This is a genomic window from Microbispora sp. ATCC PTA-5024, from assembly GCF_000511135.2.
GTDB lineage: Bacteria > Actinomycetota > Actinomycetes > Streptosporangiales > Streptosporangiaceae > Microbispora > Microbispora corallina.
In genome coordinates, this window is the sequence record NZ_KI866522.1 from 265,304 (window position 1) to 282,111 (window position 16,808).

Annotated in this window: 11 protein-coding genes; 7 read left to right on the plus strand and 4 right to left on the minus strand. The window is 75.1% G+C overall.

Annotation, left to right across the window (positions count from 1 at the left end; genetic code table 11):
* Positions 1–21: 21 nt before the first annotated feature.
* Positions 22–1,299, minus strand: a complete 1,278-nt coding sequence (locus MPTA5024_RS01180) for an ROK family transcriptional regulator (protein ID WP_084369354.1) — start codon at positions 1,297–1,299, stop codon at positions 22–24.
* 293 nt (positions 1,300–1,592) lie between these two features.
* On the opposite strand from MPTA5024_RS01180, the gene MPTA5024_RS01185 reads away from it, so the two are divergent.
* The 4 genes from MPTA5024_RS01185 (at position 1,593) to MPTA5024_RS01200 (ending at position 7,684) form a co-directional block, all read left to right on the plus strand.
* Positions 1,593–3,863 (plus strand): HelD family protein, encoded by a 2,271-nt coding sequence (locus MPTA5024_RS01185; protein ID WP_036318833.1) that lies wholly within the window; start codon positions 1,593–1,595, stop codon positions 3,861–3,863.
* 860 nt (positions 3,864–4,723) lie between these two features.
* Entirely contained in the window at positions 4,724–6,280 is a 1,557-nt protein-coding gene (gene lnt / locus MPTA5024_RS01190; protein WP_232326102.1) for an apolipoprotein N-acyltransferase, read from the plus strand.
* On the plus strand, positions 6,280–7,023 hold the full coding sequence (locus MPTA5024_RS01195) for a polyprenol monophosphomannose synthase (protein WP_036318837.1): 744 nt from the start codon (positions 6,280–6,282) through the stop codon (positions 7,021–7,023). The genes lnt and MPTA5024_RS01195 overlap by 1 nt, the downstream gene beginning before the upstream one ends.
* An 82-nt stretch (positions 7,024–7,105) precedes the next feature.
* Positions 7,106–7,684, plus strand: coding sequence for an FxsA family protein (locus MPTA5024_RS01200; protein ID WP_051457575.1), 579 nt, complete (start codon positions 7,106–7,108; stop codon positions 7,682–7,684).
* An 82-nt stretch (positions 7,685–7,766) separates the two neighbouring features.
* On the opposite strand, the gene MPTA5024_RS01205 is transcribed toward MPTA5024_RS01200, so the two are convergent.
* The gene (locus tag MPTA5024_RS01205; protein WP_036318844.1) at positions 7,767–8,465 is read right to left on the minus strand and encodes a CBS domain-containing protein; all 699 of its coding nucleotides are present in this window, start codon (positions 8,463–8,465) and stop codon (positions 7,767–7,769) included.
* 167 nt (positions 8,466–8,632) lie between these two features.
* Between MPTA5024_RS01205 and MPTA5024_RS01210 the strand changes: the two genes are divergently transcribed.
* Positions 8,633–9,292, plus strand: coding sequence for a CBS domain-containing protein (locus MPTA5024_RS01210; RefSeq protein WP_036318847.1), 660 nt, complete (start codon positions 8,633–8,635; stop codon positions 9,290–9,292).
* 86 nt (positions 9,293–9,378) lie between these two features.
* Complete coding sequence (locus tag MPTA5024_RS01215) at positions 9,379–10,374, plus strand: Acg family FMN-binding oxidoreductase (RefSeq protein ID WP_036318850.1); 996 nt, start codon at positions 9,379–9,381, stop codon at positions 10,372–10,374.
* 25 nt (positions 10,375–10,399) lie between these two features.
* Here MPTA5024_RS01215 and MPTA5024_RS01220 read toward each other — a convergent pair whose 3' ends face one another.
* Together MPTA5024_RS01220 and MPTA5024_RS01225 are read right to left on the minus strand one after the other, a co-directional pair.
* Complete coding sequence (locus tag MPTA5024_RS01220) at positions 10,400–12,976, minus strand: Hsp70 family protein (protein ID WP_051457576.1); 2,577 nt, start codon at positions 12,974–12,976, stop codon at positions 10,400–10,402.
* Between the two features lie 157 nt (positions 12,977–13,133).
* A complete protein-coding gene (locus MPTA5024_RS01225; protein WP_051457986.1) occupies positions 13,134–15,803 on the minus strand; it encodes a bifunctional acetate--CoA ligase family protein/GNAT family N-acetyltransferase in 2,670 nt (889 codons plus the stop codon).
* A 287-nt stretch (positions 15,804–16,090) separates the two neighbouring features.
* Between MPTA5024_RS01225 and MPTA5024_RS01230 the strand changes: the two genes are divergently transcribed.
* Positions 16,091–16,684: an Rv1733c family protein gene (locus tag MPTA5024_RS01230; protein ID WP_051457577.1), complete on the plus strand. Its 594-nt coding sequence runs from the start codon at positions 16,091–16,093 to the stop codon at positions 16,682–16,684.
* The last annotated feature ends 124 nt before the right edge of the window (positions 16,685–16,808 follow it).

A 16,808-nucleotide genomic window follows, 5' to 3' on the forward strand; every position in this document is an offset into this window, starting at 1 on the left:
CTCCCTGGTGCGTGAGGTGGTTCAGGAGGGGATGGACGAGGTGCGCCCGGCGTCGCGTTCGCCGCGGTCGTGCGCGCCCCGCCCCGGGGCGGCCTCGCGCCGGTTGACCGCGCCGAACAGCTCGTCGCGGGCCGTGTCGAGGGCCAGGTCCAGGGCTCCGGCGAGGACGGGGTTGCCCTCGACGGTGGACAGCCGCAGCCGTGGCCGCGGGATGGTGAGTGCGTGCAGCTCCTGCTCGATCAGCTCGCGCAGGATCTCCCCGCCGGCGAGCAGCACCCCGCCGGACAGGACGACGATCTCGGGGTCGACCACCGCGGTGATCGACGCCAGGCCGAGGGCGAGACGCCGGGCCACGTCCCGCAGGGCCTCGCGGGCGATGTCGGCCCGCTGGCCGCCGCGGGCGATGGCCCGTACGGCGTTCTGCACGGCCCCGGCCGGGGTCGAGCCCCGCACGCCGTGGCCGCGCAGGGTGCTGAGCACGGCCGGGCCGCCCGAGAGGGCCTGGAAGCCGTGCTTGGCGCGCTTGCCGACCTCCCGGGCCGTCGGCGCGCCGATCACCGGCATGTACCCGACCTCGCCCGCGCCTCCGGTGGCGCCGCGGTGCAGGCGGCCGCCGAGCACGAGCGCGGAGCCGAGGCCCTCGTCGGCCCACAGCAGCACGTAGTCCTGGTGGCCCCGGGCGATCCCCCGTGACTGCTCGGCCTGGGCCACCAGGTTCACGTCGTTCTCGACGTCCACGGGGACGCCGATGCCGTCGCGGAGCGTTCCGACGAGGTCGGGGATGTGCCAGCCGGGGATGTGGGCCGCGTAGCCGAGCCGGCCGGTCGACGGGTCGATCGCGCCGCCGATGCCGATCACCACGCGGCTGAGCGCGCCCGGGTCCACCCCCGCCGGCTCGCAGACCCCCGCGAGCGCGCCCCGCACCCGCTCCACGACGTCGCCTCCGGCCCGGCCGGGCGTGGGCAGCCGGTGGCGGGAGACCACGGTCCCCGTGATGTCGGCGACCTCCGCCGCGATCCGCGTCGGGGTCACGTCCAGCGCCGCGACGTGCGCCGCGCGGGGGTTGATCCGGTAGAGCTCCGCCGTACGGCCCGGCAGGCCCTCGCGGATGCCGTCCAGGACCACGAGCCCGGCGTCCTGGAGACGGGCGAGCAACTGGGAGGCCGTCGGCTTGGACAGCCCGGTCAGCGCGCCCAGCTCGGGCCGGGTGAGCGGCCCCCGTTCGAGGAGGACCATCAGGGCCGCGCGGTCGTTGATCGCGCGCAGCAGGCTCGGCGTCCCCGGGGTCGGGCGGGTCATCGCGGGCCTCCGGGCCGCGCCGTCCCGTCAGGGGCCGGGCGGCGGCGCCGCGGGGGCCCCGGTGATGTGTCGATCCGCGTCATCACGGCTCGTCCTCCAGAAGACGAGTTAGGAAAGTTTCCTAACTTGAGAGGAAGGTAAGGACAGCCATCCGGCCCGTCAAGTGCTCGAACACGCTCGAAACCGAGCTGTGACCGAGGTAGCCCCAACCTGTTGCCGACCGGCTACGCGACCGGTCCGGCGGGACGGCGATGCGGGCCGCGCCGCCCGGCCGACGTAGAATCTGGCGGCCTATGCCGAAGTCTTCAGCGGGCGAGCTGGCCCGCGAGCAGGAGTACGTCGCGGCGCTGTACGCGCGCCTCGACGTGCTGCGTGAACGCACCCGAGGACAGCTCGACGAGGTGCTCGCCCAGGGGGCGTCGGGCACGCACCAGAACCGCTCCGAGCGCGACTCGTTCGCCGGGATGTACGCCCAGCGGCTGGCGCGGCTGTGGGCCGTCGAGAGCGGGCTGTGCTTCGGCCGGCTCGACCACGCCGACGAGAGCCGGCTGTACATCGGCAGGATCGGGCTGTCCGACGACGACCAGCACCGGCTGCTGATCGACTGGCGGGCCCCCGTGGCCCAGCCGTTCTACCGGGCGACGCCGGCGGCCCCGATGGGCGTCACCCGCCGCCGCCACCTCTACACGCGGGGCCGCGCCGTCACCGGCATCGACGACGACCTGCTCGATCTCGACCGCCTCGCCGACGCCGACCGCGCCACGCTCAACGGCGAGGCCGCCCTGCTGGCCGCCCTCGGGGAGAGGCGCACCGGCCGCATGCGCGACATCGTGGCCACGATCCAGGGCGAACAGGACAGGATCATCCGCGGCGACCTGAACGGCGTGCTGGTCGTCCAGGGCGGTCCCGGGACCGGCAAGACCGTCGTCGCCCTGCACCGCGCCGCCTACCTCCTCTACACCTACCGGGAGCGCCTGGAGCGGCGCGGCGTGCTGATCCTCGGGCCGAACCCCACCTTCACGCGCTACATCGACCAGGTGCTCCCCTCCCTGGGCGAGACCGACGTGCTGCTGTCCACCGTCGGCGAGCTCTTCCCCGGGCTGTCCGCGCGCCGGCCCGAGACCCCCGAGGCCGCCGCGGCCAAGGGCGCGATCCGCATGGCCGACGTCGTCGCGGCCGCCGTGCGCGACCGGCAGCGGATGCCGCGCAAGCCGGTCGACATCCGGCTGGACAAGTTCACGCTCACGCTCGACCGGCAGACGCTGGACGCCGCCCGGTCGAAGGCCGTGCGCTCGCGGCGGCCGCACAACCAGGCGAGGGCGGTGTTCGTCCGCCACCTGCTGACCGCGCTCACCCGTCAGGCGGCGCGCCACCTCGGGCGCGGCGTGCTCGACGAGGACGACTTCGCCGACCTGCGCGAGGACCTGCGCACCGAGGAGCCGGTGCGGGTGGCGCTCAACCGGCTCTGGCCGTACCTCACCCCGCAGCAGCTGCTGATCGGCCTGCTCACCTCGCGGGAGCGGATGACCAAGGCCGGGCTGTCGCCCGCCGAGGCCGCGGCCCTGCTGCGCGAGCCTCCCCGGCCCGGCGAGGACTGGTGGAGCGAGGCCGACGTCCCGCTGCTCGACGAGGCCGCCGAGCTGCTCGGCGACATCGACGAGGGCGTGCTGCGGGCTGCCCGCAGGGCCGAGGAGGAGCGTGAGGAACGCATCGCGTACGCCCGGGAGGTGCTCGAGCTCACCGGCCTCGCCGACGTCATGGACGCCGAGCGCTTCGCCGAGCGGCAGCAGGCCGACGAGGTCTACCTGACCACGGCCGAGCGCGCGGCCCGCGACCGCACCTGGGCGTTCGGCCACGTCATCGTCGACGAGGCCCAGGAGCTGTCGGAGATGGCCTGGCGGACCGTCATGCGGCGGTGCCCGAGCCGGTCGATGACCATCGTGGGCGACATCGCCCAGACCGGCTCCGCGGCGGGCGCCGCGAGCTGGGGCCGCGTCCTCGACCCGTACGTGCGGGGCCGCTGGCGGGAGGAGGGCCTCACCGTCAACTACCGGACTCCGGCCGAGCTCATGGAGGTCGCGGCCCGCGTCCTCGACCTCGTCGGCCCCGATCTCAAGGCCCCCGAGTCCGTACGGGAGACGGGGCGGCGGCCGTGGGCGCTGCGGGTGGACGACCTCGGGGAGATCGGCCCGGTGATCCGCGACGAGATCGTCGAGGGCGGCCGCCTCGTCGTGATCGTCCCCGCGCCGGAGCCGTCGTCCCCGCTCGGGGGGACGGTGACGGACGCCGTGGCGCGGGCGGTCACGGCGGCGGTGCCGGACGCCGCTGTGGGGCCGGGCCCGGCGACGCTCGACGCGCCGGTCGCCGTCCTGACTGTGGCGGACGCCAAAGGACTGGAGTTCGACTCGGTCGTCGTCGTGGAGCCCGGCCGCATCCTCCGGGAGTCGCCGCGCGGCCCGAGCGACCTGTATGTGGCGCTGACCCGGGCCACGTCCCGCCTCGGCGTGATCCACACCGGTTCGCTGCCCGACGTCCTGTCGGGGCTGGCGGATCGAGGGCACTGAATCGAGGCACTGAATCGAGGGCACTGATCCGGACATCGCCGGGGCTCGGCGCAGGTGCCCGGACATGAACCGAACGGCCCCCATCGGTGCCGCTCGCGTAGCCTGTCCTACCTGCGAAAACTTGGTGTTTCCGCTGATCGGGAGCTGGTTGACATCTGCGCTGAGGTCGGTAGTTTGCTGCGGAGTCCAGCACGGGACTGACCGGTTGGCCGTCTTTGGCGTCACCGGATTCTGCGTCCGTGACGGAGCGTGACTCCGTCTGCACAGCCAGGCGCAGGCCGGTGGTCCGCCGGGCCGGGGCACCCCAGCCGGCCGGGGGGTTGGACCCAGGAGGGGCCCGGACGCCCAGTAGACAACGGAGCTCCGCGCCCGCCGCCGACGGGACGGAACCGGTCCGAAGGGCTGTCCGGGCCTCCTTCCGCCCCCTGAGCCGGGGCCGCCCTCACGCGGCGGCTCCTTGCGGGGTGGCGCCCGTGAGGCGGACCCTTCCTCGTCAGCCCTTTGCGCGGCGGCCCTTTGTGCGGCGGCCCTTCGCGCGATGACGCCCGGGTGTGGCCGTCCCCTCCTCGTCGTCGGGCGAGCGCTCAGAGGCCGTGAGCGGCTCGCGCGAGGGGCGCGACACTTCGTGGACGCCGCGAGCGGCCCCGGCCTCGTCCGTCCACAGGTGCGCCTCCCCGCGGCCCCGTCGTCCACAGGTGCGCCTCCCCGCGCACGCCCCGGCGTCCACCGGCCGTAGAGTGACGGAAGTCCGGCCGGGCGCGCTTCACCCGGCCCGCGAGCAGGCCGGCGGCCGATCGCGGGCCGCGCCGCGTGCGCTCGCGCCGAGCGGGCAGAACCACACGCGAGGAGAAGACCGTTCCGTGGCACTGAAGATCGCCGGCGAGTCGCCGTCGTCCGCCCCCGCGGCGCGCGCGGCCCGGGTGCCGCGCGCCCTCGTCCGGCTCGCCGGGTCGGTCGCGGGCGGGCTGGTCCTGTTCCTCGCCTTCCCTCCCATCGGCTGGTGGTTCTGCGCGCCGATCGGGGTGGCGCTGCTCGCCCTCGCGCTGCACGGCGTCCGGGTGCGCCGGGCGGCCTGGCTGGGGTACGCCGGGGGGTTCGCCTTCCTGCTGCCCACGCTGGCCTGGGTCCGGCCGATCGGCGACGACGCCTGGCTGGCCCTGGTGGGCATCGAGAGCCTCTTCTGGGCGGGCTTGGCGTGCGCGGCCGTCCTGGTGATGCGGCTGCGCCCGTGGCCGCTCTGGGTGGCCTGCCTGTGGGTCCTGCAGGAGTGGGCGCGGGGGCGCTTCCCCGTAGGCGGGTTCCCGTGGGCCCGGCTGGCCTTCAGCCAGGGTCAGTCGCCCTACACCGGCTTCGCCGCCCTGGGCGGCGCGCCGCTTGTAAGTTTCACGGTCGCCCTGACGGGCGCCCTGCTCGCGTACCTGGTCATCCGCCTGGTCCCGCGTCCTCGGGCGGACCGGGTCGTTGCCGGAACGGTCCTCGGCGCGATAGCCGTACCAGTGCTGGGGCTCGCGGTGCCCCTGCCGGGCGACGAGGGCAGGACTGTGCGGATCGGTGTCATCCAGGGCAACGTGCCCGGGCGGGGGATGGACTTCCTCGGCGACGAGCCCGCGGTCGTGCTGCGCAACCACGCCGACGAGACGCACCGCCTGGCGGAGGCGGTGCGGGCCGGGAAGCTGCCCCGGCCCGACATCGTGGTGTGGCCGGAGAACTCCACCGACATCGACCCCTACCAGAGCGAGTTCGCCCGCGAGGTCATCGACTCGGCCGCCAAGGACGTGGGGGTCCCGATCCTCGTCGGCGCCGTCGTGAACATCGGGGCCGATCACCGGGCGACCCGTGGCCTCGTCTGGGATCCGGTGACCGGACCGGGGGCGTACTACGACAAGCGGCAGCTCGTCCCCTTCGGGGAGTACACGCCGTTCAAGGACGTGATGCTCGCGCTGTCGAAGCGGGCCGCCCTGGTCGGCAGGCAGTCGCTGCCCGGCGACCGGCCCGGGGCGCTGCGGATGGGCCCGGTCACGGTCGGCACCGTGGAGTGCTACGAGGTGGCGTTCGACGGCGTGGTCCGCGACACGGTCGAGGCGGGCGGCACCCCGCTGGTCGTGCAGACGAACAACGCCACGTACGCCCTCACGAACCTCCCGCCTCAGCAGCTCGCGATGTCCCAGCTCCGGGCGGTCGAGCACAACCGGGCCGTGATCACGGCCGCGACCACCGGCATCTCGGCGTACGTCGACCCCGCCGGAAGGGTCGAGTGGCGGACCCCGGAGCTCGTTCCGGGGATGACCGTCGTCACCGTCCCGATCAGGACGAAGAACACGCTGGCCAGCGAGGTAGGTGCGCTACCCGAGTGGACTTTGATACTGATGGGAGCCGGAGCGACGGCGGCGGCGATCTCTTGGCGGAGGAAGAGCTGATGGAGCGGACTCCCGGGCGCGTGCTCGTGATCGTCCCCACGTACAACGAGCGGGAGAACCTGCCCGTGATCGCGCGGCGGCTGCGGTCCGCCCTGCCCGACGTGCACCTTCTGATCGCCGACGACGACAGCCCCGACGGCACGGGCCGGATCGCCGACGAGCTGGCCGAGCAGGACGACCACGTCCACGTCCTGCACCGGCCGAGGAAGCAGGGCCTCGGCGCGGCCTACATCGCCGGGTTCCGCTGGGGCCTCAACGAGGGCTACGACGTGCTCGTGGAGATGGACGCCGACGGATCCCACCAGCCGGAGGAGCTGCACAAGCTGCTCGACGCCGTGGCCGACGGCGCCGACCTCGCCATCGGCTCCCGCTGGGTGCCGGGGGGCAAGGTCGTCAACTGGCCGTTCCGGCGCGAGCTGCTGTCCCGCGGCGCGAACGTCTACGTGCGGACCATGCTCGGCATCCCCGTCCGCGACGCGACCGCCGGCTTCCGCGCCTACCGCGCCTCCACGCTGGAGAAGATCGGCCTCGACGACGTCGAGTCCCAGGGCTACTGCTTCCAGGTCGACCTCACGCTGCGGACCGTGCGGCAGGGACTGCGGGCCGCGGAGGTGCCGATCACGTTCGTCGAGCGCACCGTGGGCGCGAGCAAGATGAGCCGGGACATCATCCTGGAGGCCTACTGGCGGGTGACGGTCTGGGGGATCGCCGGTCTTCGCGACCGGTTTCGCCAGAGGCGATAGCTCTCGGGCCTCCCCGGAGGAACCAGGCCAGGCCCGGGGACGTTGACCCCGTAGTACGGCTGCCGTGTGAATGAGGCATGTGATGCTGCGGATCGGGCTTTTCCTCGCGTTCCTGGTCGTTCCCATCCTGGAGATCTGGTTCCTGATCCAGGTCGGGTCGGTGATCGGCGGATGGCAGACGGTCGCCCTGCTGATCGCCGACAGCCTCTTCGGCGCCTGGCTCGTGCGCCGGGAGGGCAGGCGGGCCTGGGCGGCGCTGCGCAGCGCCATCCAGTCGGGCCGCATGCCGGACCGCGAGCTCGCCGACGGCGCCATGATCGTGGCGGGCGGCGCATTGCTGCTGACCCCGGGCTTCCTGACCGACGTCTTCGGGTTCTTCCTGATCCTGCCGTTCACCCGTCCGCTCGCCCGCCGCTGGCTGTCGTGGTTCCTCGGCCGCCGGGTGCGGGTGCTGGCCGACAGCTCGCCGTACGCGCCGCTCTTCGGCCGGGGCGGCTTCCCGCGCGGGTCCGGGCGGGGATCCGACGGCGAGTCCGGTTTCGGTGGTTTCGACGGCACGCGGGCCGGTGACGGCGCCTCGGGAGACGGCCGGCGGGGCCGCGTCGTGACCGGCGAGGTCGTCGGCGACGAGGCGGACGACCCCCGGCCCCGCGACCTCTGACCGCGCCTCGCGCCTCACGGATGCGGCGACCGGACGGGTGCCGCGCCTCACAGGTGCGCCGGCTGGGCGGGTTTGCCGGGCCTCACCCCTGCGGACCGGGGGCGTCGTCGACGTCCCAGTGCAGGCGGTCGACCACGGCGAGCACGCCGTTGATCCGCTCGGCCATCCGGACGAGGATCCGGGCGTCGCCGCGGCGGCGCATGTGCCCGGTCAACGTCACCACGCCCTCGGAGGCCGAGACCGACACCTCTGAGGTGTCGGCCCACAGCGGCCCCTCCAGCAGGTCCTCCCGCACCTCGCGGACGATGTCGTCGTCGCTCCTGGCGAACACCTTCAGCAGGTCGTGCCGGCTGACGATCCCGTCCAGGCGTCCCTCGTCGTCGACCACGGGCAGCCGCTTGACGCCGTGCTCGGCCATCAGGCGGGCCGCGGTCACCACGCTCGTGTACGGCCGTACGGTGACCGGGGGCGCCGACATCAACTCGGCCGCCGTCTCGCCGTGGGCCCGGTCCTCGCGCCTGCCGCCCCGCCGCGAGGCCTGCTCGCGCAGCCGCGCCCGCAGTGGGGGCCGGTAGCCCTCCCGGTAGAACTGGTCGCGGAACTCCTCCTTGCACAGCAGGTCCGTCTCCGACACCACCCCGATGACGTGGCCCTCGCCGTCCACCACCGGCACCGCGCTGACGCCGTGGGCGATCAGCACCTCCGCCACGTCCCGGAACGGCGTGCTGCCGTTCACGGACGCCGCCTCCCGCGTCATGACGTCCCGCACCTTCATGTGCATGCCCGGCCCCCTCGGCTCACCCCGGTCACCCTGGTCGTTCCCGCCCCACGGCCTCTCCACCGGCGACCTGCGGATTCACGGTCGAAAGTCCCTCCGGCCCGGGACCTTCACCGCTGACCGGGACCGGCGGATCCGGGCAGGCTGGCACTGAGACAGGGAGGCGGGTCATGGCGACGCAGGTGAAGGACGTCATGGGCAGGGTGGCGATCGCGGTGCGGATGGACGCGTCGTTCGCCGACCTGGTCCAGACGATGCGGCGGTTCAAGGTCGGGGCGGTCACCGTGATCGACGCCGACAGGCGCCCGGTGGGCGTGGTCTCGGAGGACGACATCCTCCTCAAGGAGATCGACACCGGCCCCGGGATGTTCGACGGCCCGCGACGGCGGGACGAGCACCGCAAGGCGGCGGGCGCCACGGCCGGCGAGATCATGACGCGCCCGGCCATCACGGTCACCGGCGGGACCGGGGTGCGCGACGCCGCCCGGCTCATGCACCGCAACCGGGTGAAGCAACTGCCGGTGATCGACCCGGTGACCGGCCGTATTCTGGGAACAGTCCACCAGAGCGACCTGCTGCGGGTGTTCGACCGGCCCGCCGGGGAGATCCGGGCCGACATCGAGGAGATCGCGCGGCGGCTGGACGTCGACCTGACCGGCCTCACCACGACGGTCGACGCCGGGGTCGTCGCGTTCAAGGGGTTCGTGCGCAGCCGTTCGCAGATCCGGCCCTTCCTGCACGCCGTACGGCGGGTGGAGGGCGTCATCGAGGTGGACGCGGACCTGGGCTTCGCGGTCGACGACATGCTCGTGGCCCCGCCGCTCCTCTAGGCAGGCGGTGGCCGGCCATGCGTTCCCGGCACGCGACGCGGCCGCCCGCCGGGAGCAGGGTCGGCGCGGGCGCGGAGGGAGAGATCATGAACACGCGGACAACCGGTGAGATCGCCGCCGCCGCCCGGGAGGCGGTCGAGGCGGCCCTGTGGGCGCCGTCGCTCCACAACACCCAGCCCTGGTCGTTCACCGTGTCCGGTGACGAGATCGCCCTGCGGGCCGACCCCGACAGGAAGCTGCGCGTGGCCGATCCGGACGGGCGCCAGATGCTGGTCAGCTGCGGCTCGGCGCTGTTCACCGTGCGGATCACGCTGCGCGCGCTCGGGTTCACGCCGTACGTGCGGGTGCTGCCCGAGCCGCAGCGGCCGCTGCTGCTGGCGACCGTCCGGGTCCGCCCGGGGGAGCCGCCCGGCGAGCACACCCGGCTGCTGCACGCCGAGATCGAGCGCCGTCGCACCCACCGCGCGGGCTTCACCGCCCTCGACGTGCCGGAACCGCTCGTTAAGGCGCTCGTGTCGGAGGCGGCCGCGCAGGGGGCCCATCTGCTCGCCGTCCAGTCGGAGCCGACCGCCCGCGTGCTGGCGGCGCTCACCGCCGCGGCCCAGGAGGTGCAGTCGCAGGACCGCCTGTACGGCCTCGAGGTGATGCGATGGGCGCGGCCGCCGGGCAGCGGCCGCCGGGACGGCGTGCCCTCGACGAGCTACCCGACCGCGCCCAGGCGCGTGCAGCCGCAGCACTTCGCGCAGCGCGACTACGCCCATGGCCACCAGTGGGGGAGCGACGACGACCAGGGGCTGCACGCCTCGACCGGCCTGGTCGCCCTCCTCACGACGGCCGGGGACGGGCCCGCCGACTGGCTGGCCGCGGGAGAGGCGCTGCAGCGGCTGCTGCTGCACGCCTCCGCGTACGGCCTGAGCGCGGCGTTCCACACACAGGCGCTGGAGATGCCCGAGCTGCGGGAGTTCGTCCGGACGCGGCTGTGCTCGGGCGAGCACCCGCAAATGATCATGCGGCTGGGCTTCACGGTCCACGAGGCCGGCAGCGTCCGGCGTGCCCCGGACGAGGTCGTCGAGGAGGCGTGAGCGTCGCCTCCGGGCATGGGGATGGTCACTCCGCCAGAGCGCGGACGGACAGCCGGTTGTGCGCGGGTTCCGCGATCGCGGCCCGGCGCTCGTCACCACTGAGAGCGACGGACACGCCGTACCCCTTCTCCAGGGTGAACCGCGACACCTGGACGCCCGTCTCCAGGTCCCAGACGGACGCCGGGCCACCGCCGCCCGGGGGCCACGCCACGAGGACTCGCGCGTTCGCCCCTACGACGACCCCCGGGATCTCGACCTCCGCTCGGAACTCGTGGATCAGCGTCCCCGACACCGGATCGCACACGTAGAGGGCGCCCCGGCGGGTCCAGCAGACGAAGGCCGTGCCGTCGGGGGTGAACACGGCGTTCCACATGGTCTCCGAGGCCGGGCAGGCGATGCGGTGCCGCTCCCGCCAGGTGCCCGTCTCGCGGATGACGAAGGCCCGCTCCGACCCGGTCACCGCCAGGGCGCCGTCCGGGCTGAAGAGGACGGAGCGCTCACCGGAGAAGACCTGGACCACGGCGTCCCCCTGCCACAGCCGCGGCGGCCCGGCGCCCTTGCGCGGGGTGGTGACGAGGTACCGGCCGTCCGGGCTGAACGTCGTGAAGCCGGGCTCCAGGTTCTTGGACAGGGCTCGCGGTCTCCGCTGCCCGGTCGTGTCCCAGACGACCGGCGAACCCGCGTCCGCGCTGCTGACGAACGTCGAGCCGTCAGGGGCGAACACGAGGGTGACGCCGTACATGTCGTCCTTCTTCTTGCGGTGGGCGTGGCTCGCGATCTCGCGGCCGGACGGCAGGTCGAACAGCCGGACCGTGCCGAACTCCGACTCGGTCGCGGCCAGGCGGGCGTCCGGACTGCACACCCCCGAGTCCTTGTAGTGGACCGGGATGGTCGTCCGCACCCGGCCGGTGCTCGTCTCCCAGGCGCGCAGTTCCTCACCCGCCATGCTGACCAGGGCGTCGTCGTCCTGGGTGAAACACAGGATCCTGGGTGTGAACACGGTGCCGTGGTCGAGCCGCGCCACCTCGGCCCCGTCGAAGCCGACGACGCGGATCACCCCGCGCTCGTGGGCGACGCCCAGGGCGCCCGGCTCCGGGACGATCCGCTGGACGCCGGTCATCTCGAAGACGATCCCGGGCTCGGCCAGGAAGCGCAGGGGAGCCGGTGTCCCGTCCTCGGAGAGGCCCTCGGGGGTGCCGCGAGAGGCGCCTTCCAGGGAGGCCGGCCGCGACGACGCCGGTTCCGGGGCCTGTTCCGGGGCCTGTTCCGGGGCTGGGGCCGTGGCCGTCGCCAGCCACTGACCGCTGACGACCGCGTCCCCCGGGTCGGCTCCGTCGGATGTGAGGACGCCGGCGCGGTCGGCGAGCAGGCGCTGCAGGGAGCCGTCGGGCAGCCGTACGGTGGCGAGCGGCCGTCCCGCCTCGAACGGCTCCCCCACCCCGACGGTCCAGCGCAGGAGCGTCGCGGGCTCGGCGGTGAGCCGCCACCGGAGCGGGAACTCGCCGGAGGCGGCGGGCCACGAGCCGGCGGCCCGCTCCCCGGCGCGGGCGGCCCACCCCGCCGCCCCCTGGACCACGGCGAGGTCGGGGTCCTTGGGGGACCGGGACGGCAGGGACAGGAGAGCCGCGGCCGTTCCGGCCACCACGGGCATCCGGGTGGTGCCGCCGGTGAGCAGCACCGCTGCCACCTCGTCCTCCTCGACACCCGCCGCGCGGATGACGTCGCGGCAGCAGGCGACGGTCCGGTGCAGGAGCGGGGCGACCAGCTCGCCGAGCCGCGCCCGGTCGAGCGCGACGGGCAGGTCGACGGGGTCGAAGACGTCCTCGGCCCGCACCGCGTCGCTGAGCTGGTGCTTGATCTGGTGGGCCACGTCGCCGAAGCGGAGCCTGTTGCGCGGGGCGGCCGGTCCCCTCGTCAGCGCCTCGGACAGCTCGGCCCCGCCGCGCGACCGCAGCTCGCCGAAGACCGCCGCGTCGATGTCGCGTCCGCCGCAGTCGTCGAGCGCGCCGTGGCCGAGCACCTCGTGCGCCCCGTCCGCCGCGATCCGGACCAGGGCGGCGTCGAAGGTGCCGCCGCCGAAGTCGTAGACGAGGACGAGGTCCCCGGCCTGGAACGGGACTCCGGTCACCGGCGCCATCGCCGCGGCGACCGGCTCCATCAGCAGCTCCACCTCGGAGAACCCGGCGGCCTCCCCGGCCTTGATCATGAGGGCGCGCCGGGGATCGGCCGGACCGTACGAGGCGGGGACGGTGACCACGGCGCTCGCGACGGGTTCGCCCAGGATGCGCTCGCCCTCGGCCCTGAGGGCGCGGAGCACGGCCGCGACCAGGTCGACGGCGGTGAACGACCGGTCGCCCAGCACGATCGGCGCCTCCTGCCCCAAGGAGCGCTTGACCTCCGGCCGGAAGCACTCCGGGCGCACCCTCTTGCGCCGCTCGGCCGGCGTGCCGACCAGCACGGCGTCCCCGTCCAGGCACACCGCGGACGGCCACGACCAGGCGCCCGTGGCCGGCTCCTTGAGCAGCTCGACACCCCCGGCGGTGACCAGCGCCGCCGACGAGGACGACGTGCCGTAGTCGACGGCCAGGATCGGCTCGCTCATCGATCGTCCCCCTCGCCCGGTGCCCCGCGCCCGCGGGGCCGCCCGTCCCGGCCGCGCGACGAGGCGGCCCTTCTCCCTACGTTCGCCGCGCGCACGGCCGAACGTTACGAGGACGGGGCCCGGGCGAATCCCCACGCCCGGGGAATCGCGCGGCGCGTCAGCGCAGGCGCCTGCGGTACGGCGAGGGAGGCGGGGCGGCGGGCGCCAGGCGGACCCGGGCGCCGGTCGCGACCGCGCCTACCGGCGTGACGACGACGGGGTCGAGGGCGAGCTCGGCGATCTCGGGAAGGTCGTCCATCAGGCGGCCTACCCGGACGATCTGGTCCTCCAGCGCCTCCACGCACACCCGCGGCCGTCCGGACCGTCCGAAGAGAATTGCCCTGCACCGCAGCTCGCCGATCATCCGGACGGCCTCGGCCCGGTCGATGGGCGGCACCCGGAACGCGCGGTCGGTGACGACCCCGGAACCGGCCGGTCCGGTCGTGATCAGCGGCCCGAAGGCGTCGTGGGCCACGCCGCCCACGATCATCTCGACGGCCCCGGCCTCGGCGGCGGGCTCGGCGGCGGCGTCCGGGCCGCCGGCCGCGGCCGAGGGGGTCACGCGGACGCCGTAGCAGGACAGCAGCGCCGCGGCGATCGGCACGTCCAGCCACCGGCCGCCCGGGTGGGCCGTCAGATCGCGGTCGACGATCTCCCGGGCCGCCCGCGCGTCCAATCCGGGAGGTGCGGCGTCGCACAGCGGCGGCGCGGCCCTCCGGGAGGCGTACTCGACGGCCCGGGACAGGGCGTGGACGGCCTGCTCGGGAAACGCGTACGCGGGCACGGAGTCGCCGATGAGCCCGTCGTGGCCCATCACGCAGGCCAGCACGGTCACGGGGGAGCCGGAGGCGGCAGCGGCGACGGCGTCGCGCGTCGCGTCGAGGCCCGACCCGGACGGCGGCGCGTAGACCGCGAGCACCGCGTCGACGCACGGGTCGGCGAGGACGGCCTCCAGGGCGGCCCGGTACTCTCCGGCGTCGCCCCCTGCCGTGAGGTCGACGGGGTTGGCGACGGCGGCCCCCGGGCGCAGCCGCGCGCGCAGGGCCCGCTGGGTGGCGGGGGACAGCTCGGGGACGAGCAGGCCGCGCCGCTCGCACGCGCCGGCGATCGTCGCCTGCGCGCCGGCGGAGTTGCCCACGATCGCCACCCGGTGCCCGGCGGGCGGCGGTTGAAGCGCCAGCAGGCGGGCGGTGTCGAGCAGGTCCCGCGCGTCGTCCTCGCGGATGACCCCCGCCCCCCGCAGCAGCGCGTCGAGGGCCACGTCCGGCGTCGCGGCGGCGGCGCGTGGACGCGCGGCCGGCTCCGCCGGCGAGAGCGCGCCGACGGCGGCCGCGTCCGAGCACCCGGCGGGCCCGGGTGCCGCGGTGCCAGCGCTGTGCGAGCGGGTGGCGGGGCCGGGTGCCGTGGGGCCCGCGTTGTGCGGGGGTGCGGCGGGGGCCAGGGCGTCCGCGCCGGCGACCACGATGACCGGCTTCTTCGCGGAGATCCTGCGGGCGATCCTGGCGAACCTGCGGGGGTTGCCGAACGACTCCAGGCAGAGGGCGACCACCCTGGTCTCCGGGTCGTCCTCCCACCATTCGAGCAGGTCGTTCCCGCTGACGTCGGCCTTGTCGCCGACCGACACGAAGGAGGAGACGCCGAGCCCGAGCAGGCGGGCCCGTTCGACGAGGGCGACCCCGGCCGCGCCCGGCTGCGACATCAGGCCCAGGTGGCCCGCGGGCGGCCGTACGGGCAACACCGCCGCGTGGAGCGACGCCGTGGTGTTCACCACGCCGAGGGAGCCGGGGCCGACCAGGCGCATCCCCGCCTCCCGGCAGATCCGCAGCAGCTCCCGCGCGGAGTCCCCGTTCCCGGCCTCGGCGAGCGGGGCCTGGCCCGAGGGCCCGGAGCTCACGACGACGAGCGCCCGGACGCCGTGGCGGGCGCAGTCCTGGGCGACCCCCAGCACCGCGGCGGGCGGGACGGCGACCACGGCGAGGTCCACCGGCCCGGGAACCGCGCCCAGCCCGGGGTGGGCCGGCAGCCCCGCCACCTCGGCCGCGTACGGGTTGACGGGGTGGATCGGCCCCGGGAAGCCGCCGTCGACGAGGGCGCGCAGGATACGGTGGCCGACGCGTGTGGGGTCGCGGCTCGCCCCGACCACGGCCACCGAGGCGGGCGTCAGGACGTGGGCGAGGGAGTTGCGCTCGGCCTCGTGCGTGCGGCGCTCCACCTCCTCCAGGAGGCGGCCGTCGCGCAGCGGGGCGATCCGCACCTCGATCTCGCCCGGCTCGCTCCGGCGGGTCGCCGGCAGCCCGAGGTCGGCGAGGACCCGCAGCATCGGCCCGTTGCCGGGCAGCACGACCGCGACGAGCTCCTCCACGCCGCGCTCGGCCGCGTCCAGCGCGAGATGCTCCAGCAGCAGGGTGCCGAGGCCGTGCCCGTGCACCTCGTCGTCCAGCAGGATCCCGACCTCCGCCTCGGGGCGTTCGGGGTCGGGGAGGTACTCGGCGACGCCCACCAGCCGGTCCCGCATGAGCGCGACCAGCGCCCGGCCGGGGTGGCGGGGACCGGTGATCCGGTCCATGTACCCATGGGCGGTGGCCCTGCCGCCGGTGAAGAACCGCAGGTAGGCCGACCGCTCGGAGGACCGGTCGACCAGCGCGTGCAGGGCCTCCCGGTCGGACGGGAGCAGGGGGCGGATCCGCGCGATGCCGCCGTCGCGCAGCAGCACGTCGCACCCGCCGTCGTCCGGGTCCGGGCGTCCGGCCGCGGAACAGCTCACGGGACGGGTCACAGGACGGGTCATGGTGGCAGCCTCGCCCGGCGCGGCCGCGCGTCCCAGGGGCGTCGTGCCCCCGGGCCCGGGACGGAGGTCCCGGATCCGGTCGGCGCCGTCACCGGTCGCATACCCCGTGACCGGCGGCGGCATCGCGGATCGGGCCCTCCGGTTCGGGTGTGGACGGCCGCGTCCGGGGAAGTGGACGCCCGGCCGGTCGCACGGGACGTACGTCCCGTTCCCGCGTGCCGTCCAGCCCTGCCGAACCCCTCTGGTCCGGCCGACGGTGGCCATGGGACCGTTCACGGAGGTGCGCCATGAGATCGCTGGCCGGATGGACGATGACGCGGGTGCGGCGCTACCGCCCCGACCGCAACCCGCTGCGGCGGCGCTCCGACCGGATGGAGGCCGCGCTGGCCGCCGTGGCGCTCGCGGCCGTCCTGCTGGCCCTGTGGCCCGCGCTGGCGGTCGGCCGCGTCGTGTACGACGCCGGATCGGCGGCAGAGAGGGTCGGGCCGTCCGTTCGGCAGCGGGTGCCGGCGGTCGTGGCGGCGTGGCCGCCGCAGACGCTCGCCGAGAGCCGCGCGCTGCTCGGGGAGGCGACGGTGCGGTGGACGCTGCCCTCGGGGGAGGTCCGCACGGGACGGGTGCCCACCGCGCTGCTGGTCCGGACGGGCTCGCGCGTCGCCGTGTGGGTGGATCCGGCGGGCCGGCCCACCACGCCTCCCCAGGACCGTACGGAGACCGTGGCGCGGGCGGGGGCTGCCGGGTTCGGCGTGCTGGCGGCCGGGGCGGCGCTCGCGCTGTGCGTGTTCGCCGTGGGCCGGGCCGTGCTGGACCGCGGCCGGTACCGGGACTGGGACGACGCCTGGGCGGCCGCGGACCGCAGGTGGCGGCGGCCGAGGATCTGACCCCGGGACCCGCGCGAAGGACGAAGGTCCCGGCGGCGGGGGACCTCGGGGGCGTCCGGCCGAGCCCTATGGCACTGCTCCGCGAAGGCCGGGAGCGGTCTGATTGAGGTGCGACAGAAGAACG